The 20,002-nt window shown below is 57.8% G+C and carries 19 protein-coding genes; 10 read left to right on the forward strand and 9 right to left on the reverse strand.

Annotation, left to right across the window (positions count from 1 at the left end; translation table 11 throughout):
• Positions 1-9 precede the first annotated feature (9 nt).
• Genes ABIT76_03925 through ABIT76_03940 form a run of 4 tightly spaced genes read left to right on the forward strand, consistent with a single transcriptional unit; the run spans position 10 to position 2,735 of the window.
• Complete coding sequence (locus ABIT76_03925; protein MEO7932289.1) at positions 10-468, forward strand: NUDIX domain-containing protein; 459 nt, start codon at positions 10-12, stop codon at positions 466-468.
• A 52-nt stretch (positions 469-520) separates the two neighbouring features.
• On the forward strand, positions 521-1,705 hold the full coding sequence (gene moeB, locus ABIT76_03930; protein ID MEO7932290.1) for a molybdopterin-synthase adenylyltransferase MoeB: 1,185 nt from the start codon (positions 521-523) through the stop codon (positions 1,703-1,705).
• Positions 1,706-1,716: 11 nt separating this feature from the next.
• Positions 1,717-1,965: a hypothetical protein gene (locus ABIT76_03935; GenBank protein ID MEO7932291.1), complete on the forward strand. Its 249-nt coding sequence runs from the start codon at positions 1,717-1,719 to the stop codon at positions 1,963-1,965.
• Between the two features lie 20 nt (positions 1,966-1,985).
• Complete coding sequence (locus ABIT76_03940; protein MEO7932292.1) at positions 1,986-2,735, forward strand: UDP-galactose-lipid carrier transferase; 750 nt, start codon at positions 1,986-1,988, stop codon at positions 2,733-2,735.
• Between the two features lie 9 nt (positions 2,736-2,744).
• Here ABIT76_03940 and ABIT76_03945 read toward each other — a convergent pair whose 3' ends face one another.
• From ABIT76_03945 to tkt, 3 genes are all read right to left on the reverse strand, one after another.
• Positions 2,745-4,142 carry a sigma-54 dependent transcriptional regulator gene (locus tag ABIT76_03945; GenBank protein MEO7932293.1) on the reverse strand — a complete coding sequence of 466 codons (1,398 nt, stop codon included), beginning with the start codon at positions 4,140-4,142 and terminating at the stop codon, positions 2,745-2,747.
• Positions 4,139-4,822 (reverse strand): ATP-binding protein, encoded by a 684-nt coding sequence (locus ABIT76_03950; GenBank protein ID MEO7932294.1) that lies wholly within the window; start codon positions 4,820-4,822, stop codon positions 4,139-4,141. Before ABIT76_03950 ends, ABIT76_03945 begins: the two co-directional genes overlap by 4 nt.
• A 62-nt stretch (positions 4,823-4,884) precedes the next feature.
• Positions 4,885-6,870: a transketolase gene (gene tkt, locus ABIT76_03955; GenBank protein MEO7932295.1), complete on the reverse strand. Its 1,986-nt coding sequence runs from the start codon at positions 6,868-6,870 to the stop codon at positions 4,885-4,887.
• A 206-nt stretch (positions 6,871-7,076) separates the two neighbouring features.
• On the opposite strand from tkt, the gene ABIT76_03960 reads away from it, so the two are divergent.
• Together ABIT76_03960 and yihA are read left to right on the forward strand one after the other, a co-directional pair.
• Positions 7,077-7,571, forward strand: a complete 495-nt coding sequence (locus tag ABIT76_03960) for a low affinity iron permease family protein (protein MEO7932296.1) — start codon at positions 7,077-7,079, stop codon at positions 7,569-7,571.
• An 18-nt stretch (positions 7,572-7,589) separates the two neighbouring features.
• Positions 7,590-8,234, forward strand: coding sequence for a ribosome biogenesis GTP-binding protein YihA/YsxC (gene yihA, locus ABIT76_03965; protein MEO7932297.1), 645 nt, complete (start codon positions 7,590-7,592; stop codon positions 8,232-8,234).
• Positions 8,235-8,610: 376 nt separating this feature from the next.
• On the opposite strand, the gene ABIT76_03970 is transcribed toward yihA, so the two are convergent.
• Entirely contained in the window at positions 8,611-9,303 is a 693-nt protein-coding gene (locus tag ABIT76_03970; protein ID MEO7932298.1) for a hypothetical protein, read from the reverse strand.
• Positions 9,304-9,721: 418 nt separating this feature from the next.
• Positions 9,722-11,722 carry an AAA family ATPase gene (locus tag ABIT76_03975; GenBank protein ID MEO7932299.1) on the reverse strand — a complete coding sequence of 667 codons (2,001 nt, stop codon included), beginning with the start codon at positions 11,720-11,722 and terminating at the stop codon, positions 9,722-9,724.
• 168 nt (positions 11,723-11,890) lie between these two features.
• Between ABIT76_03975 and ABIT76_03980 the strand changes: the two genes are divergently transcribed.
• Positions 11,891-12,388 carry a peptidoglycan endopeptidase gene (locus ABIT76_03980; GenBank protein MEO7932300.1) on the forward strand — a complete coding sequence of 166 codons (498 nt, stop codon included), beginning with the start codon at positions 11,891-11,893 and terminating at the stop codon, positions 12,386-12,388.
• Positions 12,385-13,647, forward strand: a complete 1,263-nt coding sequence (locus ABIT76_03985; protein ID MEO7932301.1) for a Glu/Leu/Phe/Val dehydrogenase — start codon at positions 12,385-12,387, stop codon at positions 13,645-13,647. Before ABIT76_03980 ends, ABIT76_03985 begins: the two co-directional genes overlap by 4 nt.
• Positions 13,648-13,744: 97 nt before the next feature.
• On the opposite strand, the gene ABIT76_03990 is transcribed toward ABIT76_03985, so the two are convergent.
• Genes ABIT76_03990 through ABIT76_04000 form a run of 3 tightly spaced genes read right to left on the reverse strand, consistent with a single transcriptional unit; the run spans position 13,745 to position 17,561 of the window.
• Entirely contained in the window at positions 13,745-16,360 is a 2,616-nt protein-coding gene (locus ABIT76_03990) for a tetratricopeptide repeat protein (protein MEO7932302.1), read from the reverse strand.
• Position 16,361: 1 nt separating this feature from the next.
• Entirely contained in the window at positions 16,362-16,778 is a 417-nt protein-coding gene (locus ABIT76_03995) for a biopolymer transporter ExbD (GenBank protein ID MEO7932303.1), read from the reverse strand.
• Positions 16,779-16,796: 18 nt separating this feature from the next.
• The gene (locus ABIT76_04000) at positions 16,797-17,561 is read right to left on the reverse strand and encodes a MotA/TolQ/ExbB proton channel family protein (GenBank protein MEO7932304.1); all 765 of its coding nucleotides are present in this window, start codon (positions 17,559-17,561) and stop codon (positions 16,797-16,799) included.
• A 157-nt stretch (positions 17,562-17,718) separates the two neighbouring features.
• Between ABIT76_04000 and ABIT76_04005 the strand changes: the two genes are divergently transcribed.
• On the forward strand, positions 17,719-17,910 hold the full coding sequence (locus tag ABIT76_04005; GenBank protein ID MEO7932305.1) for a hypothetical protein: 192 nt from the start codon (positions 17,719-17,721) through the stop codon (positions 17,908-17,910).
• An 8-nt stretch (positions 17,911-17,918) separates the two neighbouring features.
• Here ABIT76_04005 and ABIT76_04010 read toward each other — a convergent pair whose 3' ends face one another.
• Entirely contained in the window at positions 17,919-18,947 is a 1,029-nt protein-coding gene (locus ABIT76_04010) for a polyprenyl synthetase family protein (GenBank protein ID MEO7932306.1), read from the reverse strand.
• 94 nt (positions 18,948-19,041) lie between these two features.
• On the opposite strand from ABIT76_04010, the gene ABIT76_04015 reads away from it, so the two are divergent.
• Positions 19,042-19,980: a HEAT repeat domain-containing protein gene (locus ABIT76_04015; protein ID MEO7932307.1), complete on the forward strand. Its 939-nt coding sequence runs from the start codon at positions 19,042-19,044 to the stop codon at positions 19,978-19,980.
• Positions 19,981-20,002: the final 22 nt, after the last annotated feature.

Below are 20,002 nucleotides of genomic sequence, written 5' to 3' on the forward strand. Positions count from 1 at the left end.
AAAACTCCCATGAATAGCATCAAATACCGCCCAAATGTAGCGGCAATTCTCCAGCGTGAGGACGGTCAGATCCTCGTGGGCGAACGGCGCGACTATTCCGGCGCGTGGCAGTTTCCCCAAGGCGGCGTCGATGCCGGGGAAAGCCTCGAGCAGGCCCTGCGGCGCGAAATTTGGGAGGAAATCGGACTCGAGTCCGATGCTTATGAGGTCGGCGAAATGCGCGGGCCGTATCGCTACGAGTTTATGAGGAAGCGCAAAAACTGGGGCTTCGACGGACAGGAACAGCATTATTTTTTGCTCCATGCCCAGCCGGGCTGCTCGCCGAAAGTCGAGGTGCGGCATCCGGAATTTCAAAAGCTGCGCTGGATCTGGCCGCCGGAATTTCAATTGGTCTGGCTGCCGGAAATGAAGAAGCCGGTGTATCGCCAGGTCTTTCTGGATTTCTTTCAGGTCGATCTGAACGACTAGCGCCGCGCCGATTTGCAAAACGAGTCGAGTCGCTTAGAATTGGCGTCCATTTATGAGTATTATTAGTCCCGACCGGCTGGAGAAAATCCAGTTTAGCAACGATGAGATCGCCCGTTATTCCCGGCACCTCATCATGCCGGAAGTGACGCTCGAAGGTCAGAAAAAGCTCAAGGCCGCTAAAATTCTCATCATCGGTGCGGGCGGACTCGGTTCGCCCATTGCGCTCTATCTCGCTGCGGCGGGCATTGGAACAATCGGCCTCGTTGACTTCGACACCGTGGATTTTTCCAATTTGCAGCGACAGATTTTGCACGGAACAAAGGATGTCGGCCGCAAAAAAATCCTCTCCGCCCGCGACCGCATTCGCGACGTGAATCCTAATGTCCAGGTCGTTATGCACGACACGATGTTCCGCTCGGAGAACGCCATGGAGATCGTCGCGCCCTACGACATCGTGATCGACGGGACCGATAATTTCCCGACTCGTTATCTCTCCAACGACGTTTGCGTTTTCCTGAAAAAACCCAACGTCTATGGGTCGATCTTTCGTTTCGACGGCCAATGCACTGTTTTCGCGCCGCATCTCGGCGGCCCCTGCTATCGCTGCATGTTTCCCGAGCCGCCGCCGCCCGGAATGGTCCCAAGCTGCGCCGAAGGTGGCGTTTTGGGGATTTTGCCTGGCATCATCGGCGTCATGCAGGCGATCGAAGCCGTGAAGTTGATCATGGGCATCGGCGAAACGCTAATGGGCCGATTGATTAATTTCGACGCGCTGACGATGAAGTTTCGCGAATTCAAATTGCGCCGCGACCCGAAGTGTCCGGTCTGTGGCGAGCATCCGACCGTCACCGAGCCGATTGATTACGAGATGTTTTGTGGTGTGCCGCAAGCCGCCGCCAAGCTTGAGGAAGACGCCGATGTGCCATCCATTTCCGCGAAGGAACTCAAGGAACGCCTCGACCGTGGCGACAAGGTCGTCCTCCTCGATGTGCGCGAGAAATACGAATGGGACATCTGCCATTTGCCAGGGGCGACTTTGATTCCACTCAACCAGCTTCCATCGCGCATGAGCGAGCTTGATTCGGCGGACGAAATCGTGGTGCATTGCAAAATCGGCAACCGCAGCGTGACCGCTTTCCACACGTTGCAGGACGCGGGTTTCGGGAAACTTCTGAATCTCACCGACGGTCTCGTGACGTGGACCGATCAGGTCGATCCGAGTTTCCCTAAATACTAAACTCGCCTCCGATGGAACGCGCACGATTGATCCAGATTTTGCGCTGTCCGATAACGATGCAACTCGTCCGCGAGGCGACGCCGGAGGAAATTTCCGACTGCAATCGGCGCATCGTTGCCGGGGAGATTCGGAAAACTTCCGGCGAGCCTCGCTCAGATTCGATTCAAACTGGACTTCTCCGCGAGGACGGCGCGGTCCTTTTTCCCATTGAAAACGGCATCCCGGTGATGCTGGCCGAAGAAGCTCTTGTCCTTCGCTAAAAAATCTCTAGAACGAAGCCATGCCATCCGTCTCCGCGAGTTCCGTCAAACGAATCATCCTCGATGATCTGGACCAAAAAGAAGTCATCGATACGGAGACTTACAAGCGCAAGCTGAAGGAGCATCAACTTTCCCTGCTCAACTTGCAGTTGCGCCTGAGCAAGACCAAACGCTCGGTCATCATGGTTTTTGAGGGCCCCGATGCGGCGGGAAAAGGTGGCTCGATCAAGCGCATTACGGAGAAACTCGACCCGCGCATGTATCGCGTTTACTCGGTCATCAAACCCACTTCCGAGGAATATCAGCACCATTACATGTGGCGTTTCTGGAACAAACTTCCGCAATACGGCCAGATCGCGATCTTCGACCGCTCGTGGTATGGACGCCTCCTCGTCGAGCGCGTGGAAGGCTTCGCCAAAGAGGAGGAATGGAAGCGCGCGCCGAGGGAGATTAACGAGTTTGAGCGCACTCTGACCGACGATGGCGCGATCATTTTCAAGTTCTACATCCACATCAGCAAGGACGAGCAACTGGAGCGTTTCAAACGCCGCGAGGCCGATCCTTACAAGCATTGGAAAATCAGCGACGAAGACTGGCGCAACCGCCACAAATGGAACGAGCACAACGAGGCAGCGCAGGATTGTTTTGAAAAAACCTCCACCCGCAACGCCCCGTGGGTCGTCGTTCCCGGCAATTACAAATGGAGCGCGCGGCTCCAGGTTTTGAAAACGATCACGCGCCGTCTGGAAGAGATCGATCTCTCTTCCTAGCGCCGCCAGTTAGTACTCGATCTCGAGTCGCTTGATTTTCTGGTAAAGAGTCGGGCGATAAATCCCGAGCATCTCGGCGGCTTTCTTCTTATTTCCCTGCGTCGCGGCCAGGGCGCGGATGATGGTCTGCTTTTCGCTTTCCACCAGACTTTGCACGCTCGATGTCGTCGCCTTGCGTCGGGTTTGCAAGCCAGCGGGCAGCCGGATTTCCGCCGGCAGATGCGCCTCCTCAATCGTGTGTCCCTCCGCCAGAACGACGGCGTATTCAATGGCGTTGCGGAGCTGGCGCACATTCCCCGGCCAGTGGAAGGCGGTGATTTTTTCCAGCGCATTCGCCGTGAGCGCCATGCCGTCCTTGCCCATTTGCCCGGCAAAAGTTTCCACGAAAAGATTGGCCAGCGTCGGAATGTCCTCGCGGCGCTCCCGCAACGGCGGCAACTCGAGTTGGAACGTATTCAGCCGATAATAAAGATCCTCGCGCAGACGACCGCTTTCCAGCGCCTCCTCGATGGCCCGGTTCGTCGCCGCGATCAGCCGGAAATCGACCGGTTTCGTCTTCGTGCTGCCGAGCGGACGATACTCGCGCTCCTGCAAGACGCGCAGCAGCCGCGTCTGGAGTTCGGGCGGCATCTCGGCCAGCTCATCGAGGAAAAGCGTGCCACCTGCGGACTCCTGAATCATGCCCGGGAAATCGGCGACGGCTCCGGTGAACGCGCCTTTTACATAACCAAACAACTCGGCCTCGATCATGTTCGCCGGGAACGCCGCGCAATTTAGTTTCACCAGCGGACCGGAAGCCCGGCGGCTCGATTGATGAATGTGATTCGCCAGGACTTCCTTGCCGACGCCGCTCTCGCCCAGAATCAGCACGCTGGCATCACTCGACGCGAGCCGGCGGACGAGGTCGTAAATTTCCTGCATCTTCCGGCTGCGCGCCTTTGGGGAGAAATACGCCTCTGCACGCTTCAATTTCTTTTTCAGCTCCAGCGTTTCCTCGCGCAGATGAGCCGTTTCCTCCTGCATGTTGTGCGCTTCGAGGGCCCGTCCGAGCAGACTGATCACCTCCTCCGGCGCATACGGCTTGCTGATGAAATGGAAGGCTCCCAGCTTGATGCATTCGATGGCGTTATGGAGCGAGTCCTGGCCCGTCAAAATAATGATCTGGAGATCGGGCCACGTGAGCTTCATTTCGCGGAGCAACTCCATGCCGTCGCCGTCGGGCAAACCCAGATCGAGCAGCACAACATCGGGCTTTTCGCGCTCGACCAGACTGCGTCCGGAGGCGGCGGTGTTGGCGAGATGGACGACGTAACCCTTGCGTGTGAGCAACCCGTCGAGCGTCATCAGCACGGGCCGGTCGTCGTCGATGACAACGATCTTTCCCAAGGTGGCAGCGGGCGTGTTCATGGGAGTTTCATCGGGATGCAGACGGTCGTCTGGAGCATTCCATTCAATGCATTTTGCTCAAACTGAATGTCGCCACCATGAGCGGCCAGCACGCGGCGGGCAAAGTAAAGTCCCAGTCCCATGCGACCGCGCTCGCTGCTGGAAAAAGGCTGGCGTCCCCACGTTTCTGGATCGGAGTCACCCTCGTATCTTTCGCTCCAGCAGAGGGCGAGAAATCCCCCAGCCTCGCGCGCGGCAATCGAAAGTTTCGCATCGGCCGACAGGCGGCGCAGGCTGTTCTCGATCAATTCACTCACGGCCTGTGCAATGAGACCGAAATCCAACACCACTTTTCCCGATGCGGCACTTTTTTCCCATTCGAGTTTGAGTGCATTCTCGCCCAGATGCTGGGAGAGGTAGCCGGCCAGATCCTCCAGGAAAAAATCCACCGGATACGGGATCGCCGTCACGGTCGGCGTGGCGATTCTACGACTGAGAGCGCCGAGCTGGGCGGTGGCGGCGACGATCAACTGATGCGCCTCCTCCAGATCGGATTCCCACTCCGCATCCGTCTCGGCATATTTCGCCGAGCTGATGCGCAGATTGATGCCATTCAGGACGTTTCGCCAGTCGTGCGTGAGCGTGCGGAGCCCTTGCTCCACTTGCTGGATGTCAACGCTGTCTGGGGTGTCTTCGTTCACGACACTGGGTGTAGCAGCATTCGTCACCCCGGTAAAGGGAAACGATGCACAGTCGCTCGAGATTATTCCAAGCTCTGCACGGTCTTCACCAGGTTCTCGGTGGTGATGCCGAGGACCTTGAAAACCTGCGCGCCGGGAGCGCTCAGACCGAAGCGGTCGATACCAACGACCTTGCCGTCGAGACCCACGTATTTGAACCACAGATCGGAGACTCCGGCTTCTATGGCGACACGGCGGCGAATGGCCTTGGGCAGCACCGATTCGCGGTATTCGTCGCTCTGGCGATCAAAGCGCTCGAAGCACGGCACGGACACCACGCGGACGCCGTCGCCGAGTTGCTTGGCGGCTTCCACCGCGTATTGCACCTCGCTGCCGGCACCGAGAAGAATGGTGGTCAGCTCGCCCTTTTCGGGAATGGCAATGTAAGCGCCCTTCTCCACACCAGCGCGGCGATCTTCCACCGAAATGTCGTTCAACATCGGCACGGCCTGACGCGAGAGCGAAAGCAAAGTCGGCCCGTCGGTGCGGGTTAGCGCAGCGGCAAAAGCACCCGCTGTTTCCTCCGGGTCCGCCGGACGAATCACGTCCAGATTTGGGATCACTCGCAGGGAACTGACCGTCTCCACGGGTTCGTGCGTCGGGCCGTCCTCGCCGACGCCGACCGAGTCGTGGGTGAAAATGTAGAGCGTCGGCAGGTGCGAGAGCGCCGCGAGTCGAATGGCAGCCCGGCAATAATCGGCGAACACCAGGAACGTCGCACCCGAGGGGCGGAAAATGCCGTGATAGGCGATGCCATTCATGATCGACGTCATGCCGTGCTCGCGGATGCCGAAACGGATGTTGCGTCCGCCGTAGTTGCCCGGGGTGAAATCCTTGCTGCTGTCGATATAATTCAAAGTCGAACCGTAAAGATCCGCGCTTCCGCCCACCAGCAGCGGCAACACCTCCGCGAGCGGCTGCAGCACATCGCTGCCCGCCTTGCGCGTGGCCACTTTGGAGTCCGGCTTGAACGCAGGAATCTTGTCGATCAGATTGGCTGGAATGGACTTCGTTATCCCGCTGTCGAGCAGGGCCGAGAGCGCGGGATTGGTCTTTTCCCAGGCGAGAAACAGCTTCTGCCAGGCGTCGTATTTTTCCTTTTGCACCGCCTGACGGGCCGCGAAAAACTCCGTGACGACCGGATCGACGTAGAAATGTTCCGCTGGAAGATCGAGTCCCTTGCGGGCGGCATCGGCAAATTTCGCGCCACCTTCGCCGTGGCCCTTGGCCGTGCCCGCCACTTCGGGAATGCCCTGCGCGATGAGCGTGCGGACAATGATGAAATGCGGCTTGCCATTGGCCACCCGCGCCTTTTCAAACGCCACCAGAAACGCCTCCATGTCGTGCCCGTCCACGATCTGCACGTCGAAGCCGTAGGCCTCGTAACGCTTCGCCGTGTCCTCGCTCTGCGAAGCCGAGGCCATCGCATCGAGCGTCACATCGTTCGAATCATAAATCAGAATCAGATTATCGAGTTTGAAGTGCCCCGCGAAAGACGACGCCTCTGCCGCCACGCCTTCCTGGAGGCAGCCATCGCCCGCCAGCGCCACGATTTTATGATCGAAAATGGCGTGCTCGGCGGTGTTGAACCGCGCCGCAGCCATCTTCGCCGACACCGCCATGCCCACCGCATTGCCCACGCCCTGGCCGAGCGGACCCGTCGTGCATTCCACGCCCACCGTGTGGCCAAACTCCGGATGTCCCGGCGTCTTGCTGTCGAGCACGCGGAAGTCTGCCACGTCCTGGATGCTCAAATCATAGCCCGCCAGATGCAGCCAGGAGTAGAGAAACATGCTGCCGTGGCCCGCCGAAAGCACGAAGCGATCGCGGTTCAACCAATGCGGATCGGCCGGATAAAAATTCAGCACCTCGCCGAAAAGCACCGCGCCCACCTCCGCCGCGCCGAGCGGCAGCCCGAGGTGACCGGAACTGGACTTGTGCACGGCATCGATGGCCAGACCACGGGCAATATTGGCAGCGCGAGAGAGAACGGGAAGATTGAGTGACATATAAGAGTGGGTAATTTTTTGGAGTGGTAAGGCTTAATGAAAACTCCGCCGGATGACAACCCCTTTAGTGCACACACCCGAACCATTCTGGCTGGACGGTAAAATCCCTCGTGACACGGGGCGCTGGGGCCCGTATTGCGGGTAGAGACTACGAGGGTGGGAGAATTATGTGGAAATCCCGCGCGCTCTGTTTAAATATCCCGGCCATGACTGAGAAAAACGATTTATTCTGCCGTTTCGCCCGCTCTGCTTCCAAGCAATCGGGCAAGCCCTGGGTCTTTGGCGCCGCTGTCCTGATCATTCTGCTCTGGGCGGTGCTCGGGCCGGTCTTTAAGTTTAGCGACACCTGGCAGTTGGTGATCAATACCAGCACGACGATCATCACGTTTCTAATGGTGTTTCTGATTCAAAACACCCAGAACCGCGACAGCGAGGCGATGCATTTGAAGCTCGATGAATTGATCCGCGCCAGCTCCGCACACAATGCGCTGCTAGACATCGAGGAATTAACCGACCAGCAACTCGACCAGATCAAGGTCGATTACGAGGAGCTGGCGAAAGTGGCCCGACCGGAGTTGGAGACGCCCCAGGAGGAAGAGGAGCCGGTGGCGCCAGTCAAGAAGCAGCCCGCTCCGGGCCGCAAGAAGAAGCCGCGCAAGAAGAAGGTGGAGCCGCCGAAGCGCAGCACGGTGGCCTGGTAGATTCGCCTCTCCTCCCCAATGAAAATCAAAACCGCGCAGTTCGTCACCAGTGCGCTCACACTCGACTCGTGTCCGCCGGAGAAACTGCCGGAGTTTGCCTTCATTGGCCGCTCGAATGTGGGCAAATCGTCGCTCCTGAACATGCTGACGGGGCAGGCCAACCTCGCGAAAGTCTCCGCCACGCCGGGGCACACGCGGATGATCAATTTTTTTAAGATCAACGACGCCTGGACGATGGTGGATCTGCCCGGCTACGGCTATGCGAAGACGATCAAGAAGGACCCTCAGCAGTTTCAGAAGATGGTGGCCAGCTACATCGGCGACCGCGGGACGTTGCGCTGCGTGCTGGTGCTGATCGATTCGCGGCTCGATCCGCAGCAGATCGACCTGGAGTTTGTGCAGTGGCTGATCGACAACGACATCCGCTTTGCGCTGGTGTTCACGAAGTCGGACAAGATGAAAAAGATGGCGCTGCAGCGGAACATTGAGGCGTTTCAGAATCATCTCATCGGCCTGAGCGAGACGCTGCCGGAGACGTTTGTGAGTTCGGCGGAGACGCGCGCGGGGAAGTCGGAGTTGCTGGCGTTTATCGAGCGGAAACTCTTGGAGCCACAGCCGGAGCTGCCCAAGGACGAGGACACGGACGAGGAAGACGCGAGTTAGAGTCGAATCAGCGTTTCAAGCGGCTCTCGTCGAATCGACCTCATCCTGCGTCCAAAGTGGCCAATGTATTTTTCGCTTTACCGGAAATTGCCGGTCCGACGAGATCGCCGCAGGCAAATGACGAAGAGGGCGTAGCGAAAGTCTGTGATCCACTTACTCCGAATCGCCGTGAAAGGCTCCGTCGGAGCCAAATATCTATAGAAGAACGCTCGAGAAAACGGTGTGAGCGCCGGAGGTGCGGCATCGCTGTCGGGAGCGATGCCGGTCCTACGGACCTGATTCGACTGAAACTCGATTGGCTATAAATAGGCTGACCCTAACGGGTCTCGGGACACCGCTGCGCACCCTCATAGTCATTAGGATTTAGTCATTTCCCCTACACCGGCGGCGGCGTGGCGTCCGTGGCCTGGCTCTGCGTCGGGTCTTCCAGCTTCGATTGATCGAAAAACTCCGCTGCCTTCTCCGGCTGGCCTTTGTATTCCTTGGCCAGCGTCAGCAGATTATCCGTCAATTGCAGCTCCAGCGCCGTCCGCGTCGTCTTCACCGTGCCCCGCGCCTGGCTCACCCCGCCTTTTTCCTCCACCTGACTGCTGCGCGCCTCGTTGAAACTCGCCTGCAACGCCACAAATTCCGCCAGCAACGGCGCGCCGAGTTGCGCCTGATACTTCGTTAATTTCTCCACCAGATAATCCAGCCGCGTCTTCAGCGTCTGCATCGTGGCCCGCGTGTAATACGACAGCCCCTGCGGGAAAATCTCCAGATACTCCGCGCTCGTCTCGCTCAAGACATCCACCACCCGCCCGCGCCGCTGGCGGATCTTCGTCCGGAAAAGCTGCACCACCTCATTCTTCGTCATCGTCTGGCCCATCTGCGAACCGATGGTGGCCGCGCGAGCCGAGAGCGCGTCGTCGAATGGCCCAAACACCGCCTCCGTCGCCGCCAGCATCGCCGCGTAAGGCGCCCGCCCGGTGAGTTTCCCGATATGATCCTCCGCAAAACTCCGCAACTCCTCGGAGCTGATCTGCGGTTTATCGAACTGGTTTTCAAACACACGACTGAGATTCATCATAACTAATTTTTCTCCTGTAGGTTTAAGTTTGCGGTGCCAGCCGGACTTCATGCCCGCAGCATCCGAGTCGGATATGAACGGTTTTCATGGCAGTGACAAGCTAATTTGTTCTACTTAATACACCTGCGCGTTTGCGCAGCGTCGGAACCGGCTTTGACGATCCACTCTGCCGCCAAGTCCATTGCAAAAACCCGTAATGCCCCGCGCAGTCCTGCCAAGTGCCTTGCAAAAACTCACAAACCGTCGTGCAGCGCTGCAAACCTCGTTGCAAAAACTCACAAGGCTCCGCGCACTCCTGCAAACCTCATTGCAAAAATCTGCGAGGCTCTGTGCAGGGCTGCTAGTGCCGTTGCAAAAAACCGAAAACTGTTGTGCAGCCTTGCAAACTTACCTACAAATTTCCAATCCGCTTCCTAAGTCAGGACTTAAGAGCGGTATAGATATCGCGAAGGTCTTCAGGAATGATCGAGGGAAGGCACTTGGTTTGCATCTCTAGCACACGAGCAAGGGAATCTCGTGCCGGAAGAATTATTGGGCGCTTCATCTTATCGCACATCGGGTTGAGCGTTTGTTTGCAGATTGTTTTTAGGTCGTGACCACGGAAGTCGCGAACCCAAACCGGAAGACTCAACGTAGGACCGAATAAATATTTTACGTCAAAACGGCCTGGGTGCTGTGCAACGAGAATCGCATGATCTTTTTCCAGCCAAGCGACAACATCGTTGGCCAAATGCTGCAGTGACTCTTGGTTGAGTGATGTGATCCTGTGGAAGTTCATATCAGTAATAGAACAATTGTTGAATCCACTTACGACGCCGTCCTTGATAAAAAGTGCGGCAATCGTTAGAGGATCTAAGAGATAGTTTTCGATGCTGTAGCGGTTTAGGACTTTGACTACACCAACCGAACTTCGACTCTCATCGCGGTCGATAAGTCCACGAAATCCTATTTCTTGGAACAATGAATCGAGCTTTGGAGCCCAGTTATTAACTTGCGCGACTCCACCGTTTGAACCGTCATCGCCTTCTTTTGATGCTTGGAGAAAACTCAGAGGTGGAGTGGAGGCAAGAAACCCAGCTCCAGTTATGCTTTCACATAATTCTGCGTGACAAAGCGAGTCAAAGCTGGATTCGACAACAACAACCCTACTCGTAGGCATTACTGTGACAAAGCCAGAAGTTAGCACTTGCACTGCATGCGCTCGTGTTACGGGTTTGAGATGTCGCGGGTGACGATCTAACTCATATAGCGAGTTTTCCGGTGCGAGAGCGACCGTGCTGGGAGAGTGAGTTGTTAGCAGGATTTTGAGGCCATATTGATCCACCAATGTATCCTTCAATACCTCCAACAACAATTTGGTAAAGCTCGGGTGCAGGGGGGCATCTACTTCGTCCAATACCAGCATTTGCGGCAGAGCTGCCAGTTGCTGATTCGTGGTGACCTGATAAAGCAGTAGGGTAATGGATAACAGAATTCGTTCGCCTGAAGAAAGGTCGGCGACTTTGAGTTCGATCTGAGGGTCAGAACGATCCGTTAGGCGAAGAGTAAATTTGGAACCCTCCTCCAAACTGGCGGTAGGTTGATTGAATTTGTAACGAAGGCTGGCTTTCTCCAGAACCCTGTTGGCGAGATCCCATGGCTTAGGACCGTAGCGGCGAACGAACGCCTCTTCGTCAAGCCATGGCAAATCAGTATTCCCTTCATGCTCCGCGTAGTAGCGATTTATGCGATTGCGTTCAAAGGTCGCGTGGTAAGCCGTAAACAACTCAGCAAAACGAAAATCCAAGAGAGGCGCCTGCGCCCATGAAAGTGGGACACAACCTCGCAGATCAGTTGCATCGAGTTTCAACAGTGAACACTCTTTTTCTTTCGCGCGTTGAATCAACTCCGAGGCAAACTCGCCGAATTGTTTCAGTTTTTTAGATAAATCCGATGGAATTTGGTCGCGGAGTTTGACAAATCCTTCGACTACTTTCGCAATGTGGCTTTGAGAAAATGTAGCCGACTTATCACGAATGATAATGTCTGTTATTGCCGCATCGTCGGCTAAAAGCAGCCAGTCGCAATCTGCTAAATCTTGACCCGTCTTCACAGCATGAGTAGTAAACCAGCGGACCAGCGCCTGGCGCAATTCCTCGATGGCTTTTTGGCCTGCCGCAATTGCTTGCTCCTTCCGTTTGCGGGTTTCCAGCGGATCGCCCACTTCATCAAGTTTCACAGTGAGATTCGTCCAATCGTACCGCTTGATGCCCTCAACTGCATTTATGCCAGCAACTTGTACCAGCCCTTTTTCGATCGCTTCCAATAGGTGACTTTTGCCAGCGCCATTGACGCCAGTTATAAGCGCGAAGTCGTTTAACTCGATAGGCGGCAGTTCTTTTATCGAGCGGTGGGGCTTTTGAAACGTGAGCGCAATCATTGATTATGGTCAGTGTGTCACTGACATTGCGTGCCGAACTACAAAAAACTCATGTGACTAATTTGCGAATCGAGACTGGAAGGAGCAACACCTGATGAGTTGCCGATGCCACATCCGGAACAAAAATCCATGCGGGCTGGCGTGGATTGCGTTCTATTGGCGGCAGGCATGATGATTCCCCTCCAACTCGCTGGTGGTTTTTTGGCGATCATCTTGATTGGTTCGGCGCTCGCGGAGACGTTTCTGACGCCCCGGGTGACGGTGGTCACAGGTCAGGCGACGCTGCTCATCGATGACGCGCCGGAGGCGGTGAAGCGGGCGGTGGATGCGGCCAATCGGATCGTGGGCAAACCTTACAAACCCGCAGGCGGCCACGGCGAGTGGGAGGACGATGGCTACGATTGCTCGGGGTCGGTGTCGTATGTGTTGCATGGGGCCGGGCTGCTGGAGGAGGCGCGGGCGTCGGGGGATTACCTGGAATACGGCGAGCCGGGGCCGGGGAAATGGATCACGGTGTTTGTGCGGCCGGGTCATGTGTTTCTGGTGATCGGCGACGCGCGTTTCGATACGACGGACCATGAAAACATCGGCCCCGGCTGGCGCGAGGCGGTGCGTGTGACGGAGGGGGTGAAGGGTTTCGCGGCGAGGCATCCGAAAGATTTATGAAAAACATCTATCAAGACCCCACGTTTGACATGGCGGCGGAGCAGTTTCGCATCATTGCCGATTTTCTGAATCTCGACGCGGAGGCGCGGGCGCGGATGATTTACCCGAAGCGGAGTCTGATTGTGACCCTGCCGATTCATATGGACGACGGGCGCACGGAGGTGTTTGAGGGGTATCGCTGTCAGCATCATCTCTCGCTCGGGCCCACGAAGGGCGGCGTGCGGTTTCATCCGTCGGTGACGCTCGGCGAGGTGGCCGCGCTCTCGATGTGGATGAGCTGGAAATGCGCGTTGACGGGCCTGCCCTATGGCGGCGCGAAGGGCGGCGTGGCGGTGGACCCGAGGCAGTTGAGTGTGAGGGAACTCGAGGCGCTCTCGCGGCGTTACATGCAGGAGATGACGTCGTTTGTGGGGCCGCACACGGACATTATTGGGCCCGACATGGGGACGAATGAGCAGGTGATGGCGTGGTTTATGGACACGTATTCGGTGCATGTGGGCCACGCGGTGCCGGAGATCGTGACGGGCAAACCGGTGTCGATAGGCGGAACGTCGGGCCGCCGCGAATCGACCGGGCGCGGTGTGGCGTATCTGGTGGAGCGCGCCCTGAATATGCTCAAACTCGAGCCGCAGGATCGCACGGTGGTGGTGCAGGGTTATGGCAATGTGGGCGCGGTGGCGGCTCAATCCCTGGCCTTGAAGGCGGGCATGAAAGTGATCGGGATCAGCGATGCCTATGCGGCGTTTCACAAGGCGGATGGCATCGATATTCTGGCGGCGGATGCGCATGTGGCGGCGAAGGGCGACTTGCGCGGCTTCACCGGGGCCGATGCGATGGACCCGGCGGTGATGCTGGAGTTGGAGTGCGATGTGTTGATTCCGGCGGCGGTCAGCAGCGTGATTACCGGCGAGAATGCACCGCGACTTCGCTGTCGGATTTTGGCCGAGGCGGCGAATGGCCCGACGACTCCCGAAGCGGACTTGGTGCTGGCGGAGCGGCCCGAGATTTTTGTGATCCCGGACATTCTTTGCAACGCGGGCGGCGTGATCGTTTCCTACTTCGAATGGGTGCAGGGGCTCCAGCAGTTTTTCTGGAACGAGACGGAGGTGATGGACAAGTTGTTTCGCATTCTAGAGGGCGCTTTCGTGCAGGTAACGAAGCGGGCGCGCGAGCAGAAAATCACCCAGCGCATGGCGGCGATGGCAATCGGAGTCGAACGCGTCGCGAAAGCGAAGATCGACCGCGGGCTGTTTCCGTAGCCATGTCTCCAGACGGAAACGGAGTTTCGGGGACAAGGCGTTCCCAAACGGAGTTTGGGAACGAGAGCGAGGACACAAGCTGGAAGCTTGTTCTACCTTATTTTAGCTTCGCCAGAGTCGGCTTGTAGTCGGGGTAGCGGTCTTTTAGCTCGAGATTCGCCTTCTGCGATTCGGCGGTGTTGCCCGATTTGCTGTAAGAGAGAGCGGCTTTTTCCAGCGCGAGCGGAGTCAGTTCGGCGTCCTCGTAAAGCACGCTGATGCTGAGGTAGTTTTTCGCGGCGTTCTCGAATTTTCCCTCGGCGAAATCGATGTCGCCGGCCTGCATTCGGCCCTCGGCATTGAGGCGTCCCTCGGGCTGGAGATTGAGCGCGTCGCTGCAACGGGTGCGGGCGGCAGCGAAGTTTTTCTGGGTGAGCTCGAGCTTGGAATAAGCGATCAGGCCGCGCGCCTTGAGGGCGGGTCCGTCGGCTTTGGTGAGGTAAAGATCGAGGTTTTTGCGAGCCTTGTCCCAGTCCTGCTGCTGGCGGGCTGCGTCGCCGAGAAGGTAGTAAATCTCCGTGTCGGGATCGCCCGGAATGTTGGCAATGTGGAGTTCCAAATAGCGGGCGGCCTTGGCGAAATTGCCGTCGTGATAATACTTCGTGCCCAGCCAGCTATAGATTTCCCCGGGGAGTCCGCGCTTGCCGTCCTTCGCTTTGTAGAAGTCGATCTCGCGGGAAAGCGGTTCGAGTTTTTCCAGATAATAGTTGGCGAGAATGATGCGAACGCTGGCGTCGTCGAAGTAACTTTTCGGATCGAGATCGCGGGCCGTGGTTAGTGGATCGATGGCGTCGGCGAAGTTTTTTGCCTCGAAAGTCGCCCAGCCAATATAGTAGCTGGCCTGCGCCTTCGACTCGGTCTTGGGATATTCCTTGAGAAGCTGACGGAAGGTGGCGGCCATGGCGACGTTGTCATCCTGCTGACCTTCGGCGAGCGCCTTTTGAGTCAGGGCCAATTCACGCTCGGGAGCCTTCGGGTAGTTCTGGATCAGCTTGTCGAAATCGCGCAGCGCATCGGTGTAAGCCCGCAACTTGAGCGAGGCGAAACCGCGTTGCACCAGCGCTTTCGGGGCGTTTTCGTGCTGGGGAAATGCCTCGATGAACTCACCCATCGCGTCGATGGTTTTCGGCCAGTCGTTTGCCTGCGAATAGCACCAGCCGGCCCGATAAAGGCACTCGGCCTGGAGTTTGCGGTCGGTGAGGATTTTTCCGACATCCTGATAAACCTTCGCCGCCTCGGGGTAGCGTTTGTTTTTGTAAAAATATTCCGCTTTCAACAAGCGCGCCTTGTCCGGACGCTCGCCCGACGGATTCTGGCTGAGATAATCGTTGATCGCCGTGATGACCCCCGCATCGTTCGCCGAGGCGAGCGCAAGCAAACGCTGATAACCCGCCTCGCGCGACTCCGGCGTATCGGGGTAACCGGTGATGACTTGCTCGTAAAGCGCCGACGCATCCGAGTTGCGGTTGAGTTGCCGGTAGGCGTTTGCTGCGAGAATCATCACATCCGCCGGAGCGACCCCGCCCTGGTTAGCGGCGCCGGATTCATACATGCTCACCGCACCCGCGTAATCGCCGGCGTCGTAGCTGAGTTTCATCAAACCCAGCCGCGCGAGCGGACGCCAGTTGCCCGTGCCCGGCGCGTCGATCGCTTTCTGAAAATACGCCTTGGCCTGCGGCAGTTTCCCGAGCGCGCCGGAAAGGCTGCCCGCATGAATCAATGCCTCGCCGCGCAATTCGTTGCGCTCGGTTTCATTGGCGAGTTGCGCATAATGCCCAAGAGCCTCCTCCTTCGCGCCGGTCTCCTCGGCGTAACGGGCGAGCGCGAGCCGGGCAGCAGTTTTATAAGGATTCCGCTCCTTGATCGAAATGATGTCCTGAAAAACGAGCCGGGCCTCGGCGCGGCGACCGGTTTCCTCCAACCCGCGCGCCTCGAAATAGCGGGCAGAAAGGGTCAGATCGGCGTTCTTCGCATTGGCGGCAGCCTTGCGATAGAGCGTGATCGCCTCGTCGAAACGCTTCTGCCCGTAATAAATTTCCGCCAGCCGATACGACGCGGCCCCGAGGAATTCTCCGCTGGCAAACTCGGTCAGCAATTTCTGGTAATAACCCACGGCGACTCCGGGATTTCCCAAGGCGCGATAGCATTCGCCGAGACGGAAAATGGCCGACTGACGACCCGGTGCGCCGGGGTAGTTCGAGAGATATTTCTCGTACTCCGGCACCGCCAGATCGTAAAGTTTCCGTGAGTAAAAGCCGTTCGCGACTTCCAATAAATCCGCCGCCGCGCTGCCGACTCCGGCTCCATTCGACGGCGCGATGCGGATTTCGCGGCCTTGATTCGTCTCGACCGTGGGCGGCGTGGCCGGAGTTTGATCGTCCTCACGGGCCGACATCGGCTTGGGCGGCACGATCAGATTCGGAGTCGCCTTGGGATAGGCATTCGAGTTGGCCCCGAGCACCGCCGGACCCGCATCCAATGGAATGGGAGTCGGCTGGTTCAGCGGCTCGGCGCGACGCACTTCCACGGGAGTTTCAGTGGCATCTGCGGGATTGACCGGCTGTGCGCGCGGCGGCGTTCTCAAGGGAATGGCCTGGCGCACCTCGGGAGTCGGGTCTTGGGCGAATAATGGGGAGGTGCCGAGGACCACGACGGCTAAAATACGGCGTCTCATTCTATTTCTTCTCGCTGGCCGTCGCGAAAGCCACATTCCAAATGTCCGCACCACGGCAGATATCGAGGACAGTCGCGATGTATTTGTATTCCACCTTTTCGTCGCCACGAACGATCACCGCCTGGTCGGGATACAGGCCGGAGAGTTTCTTGAGGCGGGCGAGCAATTCGTCGCGATTCAGCGGGTTCTTATTCATTACAAACGTGCCGTCGCCGCGGATATTTATGACGACCTGGCCCAGATACGGCTGCGCTTCCTTGGCGCTTTTGGCCGAGGGAACGCGGACATCCAGTTCGTTTTCGTGCAGCGCGGAATTCCACGTAAGGATGAAAAAACAAAGAACCACGAGCAGGACATCGATCATCGGTGCCAATTGAAACGTCGGCGTGGGCAGCGTCTGGGTTCTGCGGAAATTCATGCGAGTTCCAACGAAATCTTAGTACTCGTCGTCGTCCAGCACCGAGCGGCGGCTGGTCGCAGTCTCGCGGCTTTTCTTGTCGAAACTGATCGCAAAAAGAGTCAGCAAATGCGTCGAGGCCCCCTCCAGATCGGAGATGAGATTTTGCACCTTGCCCCGGAAGAACGCATAAAACGTCATCGCCACGATGCCGATGAGAATGCCGGCGGCGGTGGTCACGAGCGCCTGCCCGACGCCTTGCGCGAGGAGAATCGGCTGGCTGGCGTCGCCCGCTTTTTTGCCTAGTTCGCCGAAGGATTGAATGATGCCCGATACGGTGCCGAGCAGGCCCAGCATGGGAGCCAAAGTCCCGACGTCGGCCAGATAAGTGATGCGATGGCTCAACGAATTGGCGACGCGTCCGCCCTCGGTCTCCGCGACTTCGCGGATGGCTTCCAGCGACGCGGTGGGGTGGTTGTTGGTAAAATCGAGCATCCGACCGGCGATGCGGGCGATGGCTTCATTGTGACGATTCGAGACGGCGAGCAGACCGAGGTAATCGCGTTTCCGCAGAAGGGCGGCGGCGGTTTCCATGTATTCGCGGCTGACGACCGCCCCGCGCCGCAAGGTGATGAGGTAAACCAGCACGAGGGTGACGGTTAAAATAGAGGCGGCCGCGAGGGGAATCATGACCCAGCCGCCGGTTCGCACGAGGTCGAAAAGGCTTTTCGTGCCGCTGGCATCCTGAGCGTAAACGCTGGACGACGTGAGGAAAGCCGCAAAAATGCAGGCGGGAATTTTCATGCGCAAGCCCCTCTTATAATAGAGGACACCGGGCCTTGCAACCACCAGCCTCTGTGGAGAGAGCCTGTCTCTCAGACGCGTGTGCAGGGCCGCCACAGTGGCCTGATACATCCGGCTGGCCACTGTGCGCGTTTGTTTATCAGGTTCACTAACAGTAATGGAGAAGTCGCCCTACATATCTGGCAAGGATTCCGTTGTGGAAGACACGGCTCGCATGATTGCTGATTCTCAAAAAGTGATCCGCAGGGCAAAGGCATCGATCATTGAAAGCCGGGAAACCACGAAGCAAACACAGAGGATCAGCCGCGAGTCGATGGCCGCTCTGCGGCAGGGCTGGCGGCCCGAGTAAGGGCGATTTTACTCCGCGTAAGGGGCGATAATTTCATCGACGTAGTTGCCGACGCTTTTCAGCCCGCTGGTGTAGCGGTTTTCAGGAACGACGGAGAGTCCATCATTGGCCTCGCGGACCATGCGCTGGGCGACTTTGGCGGCGGCTTTGAGCGCGCCGTGCCGGTAAACGGCCTCGATGATGGAGTCGATGTCGGCGTCCTCGCCACGCAGAAGCTGGGTGCTGAGGTGCTCGTTTTCTTGTCCACGGGTGGATTGCAGCAGGTAGAGAAGCGGGAGCGTGAGCTTGCCCTTGCGGAGGTCGGTGCCGAGGGTTTTGCCGGCTTCCTTTTCGTTTCCGACGATGTCGAGGAGGTCGTCATAGACCTGGTAGGCGGTGCCGATTTTCATGCCGTATTGCTTGAGCGCAGAGATGCTGGCGGGGCTGGCCTCGCTGATGAAGGCCCCGAGTTCGGCGGCGGCGGCAAAGAGCGCGCCGGTTTTCATTTCGATGATGCGGAAGTAATCGGCGGTGCTGAGTTTGAGGTCGAAGCGGCGCTGGGTCTGGATGATTTCACCCGAGCAGACTTCGGTTGCGGCGTCGGCGATGCGGCGGCTGATCTCGGTGTTGGAGAAATTCGTGGCGAGTTTGAGCGCGTGCGAGAAGAGGCAGTCGCCGAGGAGAACGCTGATGGTGTTGCCCCATTTGGCGTTGGGCGTGGGTTGGTCGCGCCGCCGGTCCGCGCCGTCGATGATGTCGTCGTGGACGAGTGTGGCCATGTGGATGAGTTCCAAAATAATGGCGAGATCGATGTGGGCGGAGGTGATTTTTCCGGTGGCTCCCCCAGCAAGAATGGCGAGGGCGGGGCGCAGGTGTTTGCCGCCGTTGTCGAGCGCGTAGGAGACGTAGCCCTCGATGGCGGGGTCGAAGGCTTTGGCCTGCTCTTTGATGCGCTGATCGACCGTGTAGAGATGCGGGTTGATCAGCTCGAAGGTTTGCTTGAGGCCGGCGCGGGAAGCGGCGGAGATGCGGGCGCGTGGAGTTGTGAAATTTTTCACGAAGTTGATTTAGGGTTGATGACGGGGAAAGTCAACGCAGGGCGGGCGAAAGAGTCATTGTCGTCTGCCGGAGCGAGGGTTAAATTTTACCGGCATGTCCTCCAGAATCGCACGTTTATTGATCGTATCTCTTGTATTTACGACCACGAGCTGCGAAAGGCCACCTTCGTCGGAGGCACATTATCGGGTGATGGAGATGTTGAAGACGGCCGACTACGAACAGGCTCTGAAGGATGTGAACCGGGGACTGGAAAAGGACCCGAACAAGATCGTTCTGCTGGAGGACCGGCTGATTCTTTTGCTCGGGAATGGGAATCCACAGGCTCGCGAGGATGTGCTCAAGACCCAGGCCCGGCTCGATGCGGCGGGCGGCGGAAGGTTTATTCTCCTCGAACAGGCTCAAAGTCGCCTGCCCCAGGTTCGCCAGCAGACGGCCTACCTACTGGGTGTGTTGCGGGAGCCCGATGGACTATCGGCGTTGAAGGGTCTGGCTGAGGATGAAAATGACGAGGTGCGCGCGGAGGCGGTTCATGCCCTGGCGAAGTTGAATGCGCCGGACGCGAAGAAATTGCTGATGATCCGTCTGCGCGACGGTTATTGGAAAGTGCGCGCGGAGGCGGCAGCAGCGCTGGCGAAATCGAAAGACCCGGCGGTGACGAGCCAGTTGTTTCGAGTGGTGGCCGACCCGGATGATTATGCGCGGATGCAAATTCTCAACGCGGTGCTCGACCTGGCCGATCCGTCGCAAACCGACTTCTATTTGAATGCACTGGACTCGGATGAGATTCACAAAAAGACCGCCGCCGCCCTCGCGCTGGCAAAGATTCATCGAGCGGAGGCGGTGCCTGCGCTGATCGATTTGCTCAAGGACAAGGATGGCCCCGAGAGGCTGCAACTGGCGCAGGCTCTGATCCGGTTGCACGCCGATCCGGCGCGTCTGGAGGCGTTGTTGAAGAACGAGCGGAATCCACAGGTGAAGGAAGTCTTTCTGCAATATCTCCAGCAACGCAGCGGCGGCACCCGGGCTGGTTGAAAATATTTTTCTAAGAAAGCAG

Source organism: Chthoniobacterales bacterium (assembly GCA_039930045.1).
Taxonomy (GTDB): Bacteria; Verrucomicrobiota; Verrucomicrobiia; order Chthoniobacterales; family DASVRZ01; genus DASVRZ01.

Excerpts from the sequence above, each read along its gene's own strand:
- moeB (MEO7932290.1), top strand. The coding sequence starts at position 521 with ATGAGTATTATTAGTCCCGACCGGCTGGAGAAAATCCAGTTTAGCAAC.
- ABIT76_03940 (MEO7932292.1), top strand. The coding sequence starts at position 1,986 with ATGCCATCCGTCTCCGCGAGTTCCGTCAAACGAATCATCCTCGATGAT.
- ABIT76_03945 (MEO7932293.1), bottom strand. The coding sequence starts at position 4,142 with ATGAACACGCCCGCTGCCACCTTGGGAAAGATCGTTGTCATCGACGAC.
- ABIT76_03985 (MEO7932301.1), top strand. The coding sequence starts at position 12,385 with ATGAAAAACATCTATCAAGACCCCACGTTTGACATGGCGGCGGAGCAG.
- ABIT76_03960 (MEO7932296.1), top strand. The coding sequence starts at position 7,077 with ATGACTGAGAAAAACGATTTATTCTGCCGTTTCGCCCGCTCTGCTTCC.
- ABIT76_03970 (MEO7932298.1), bottom strand. The coding sequence starts at position 9,303 with ATGATGAATCTCAGTCGTGTGTTTGAAAACCAGTTCGATAAACCGCAG.
- ABIT76_03990 (MEO7932302.1), bottom strand. The coding sequence starts at position 16,360 with ATGAGACGCCGTATTTTAGCCGTCGTGGTCCTCGGCACCTCCCCATTA.
- ABIT76_04015 (MEO7932307.1), top strand. The coding sequence starts at position 19,042 with ATGTCCTCCAGAATCGCACGTTTATTGATCGTATCTCTTGTATTTACG.
- ABIT76_03935 (MEO7932291.1), top strand. The coding sequence starts at position 1,717 with ATGGAACGCGCACGATTGATCCAGATTTTGCGCTGTCCGATAACGATG.
- ABIT76_03925 (MEO7932289.1), top strand. The coding sequence starts at position 10 with ATGAATAGCATCAAATACCGCCCAAATGTAGCGGCAATTCTCCAGCGT.
- ABIT76_04000 (MEO7932304.1), bottom strand. The coding sequence starts at position 17,561 with ATGAAAATTCCCGCCTGCATTTTTGCGGCTTTCCTCACGTCGTCCAGC.
- yihA (MEO7932297.1), top strand. The coding sequence starts at position 7,590 with ATGAAAATCAAAACCGCGCAGTTCGTCACCAGTGCGCTCACACTCGAC.
- ABIT76_03975 (MEO7932299.1), bottom strand. The coding sequence starts at position 11,722 with ATGATTGCGCTCACGTTTCAAAAGCCCCACCGCTCGATAAAAGAACTG.
- ABIT76_03995 (MEO7932303.1), bottom strand. The coding sequence starts at position 16,778 with ATGAATTTCCGCAGAACCCAGACGCTGCCCACGCCGACGTTTCAATTG.
- ABIT76_04005 (MEO7932305.1), top strand. The coding sequence starts at position 17,719 with ATGGAGAAGTCGCCCTACATATCTGGCAAGGATTCCGTTGTGGAAGAC.
- tkt (MEO7932295.1), bottom strand. The coding sequence starts at position 6,870 with ATGTCACTCAATCTTCCCGTTCTCTCTCGCGCTGCCAATATTGCCCGT.
- ABIT76_03980 (MEO7932300.1), top strand. The coding sequence starts at position 11,891 with ATGATGATTCCCCTCCAACTCGCTGGTGGTTTTTTGGCGATCATCTTG.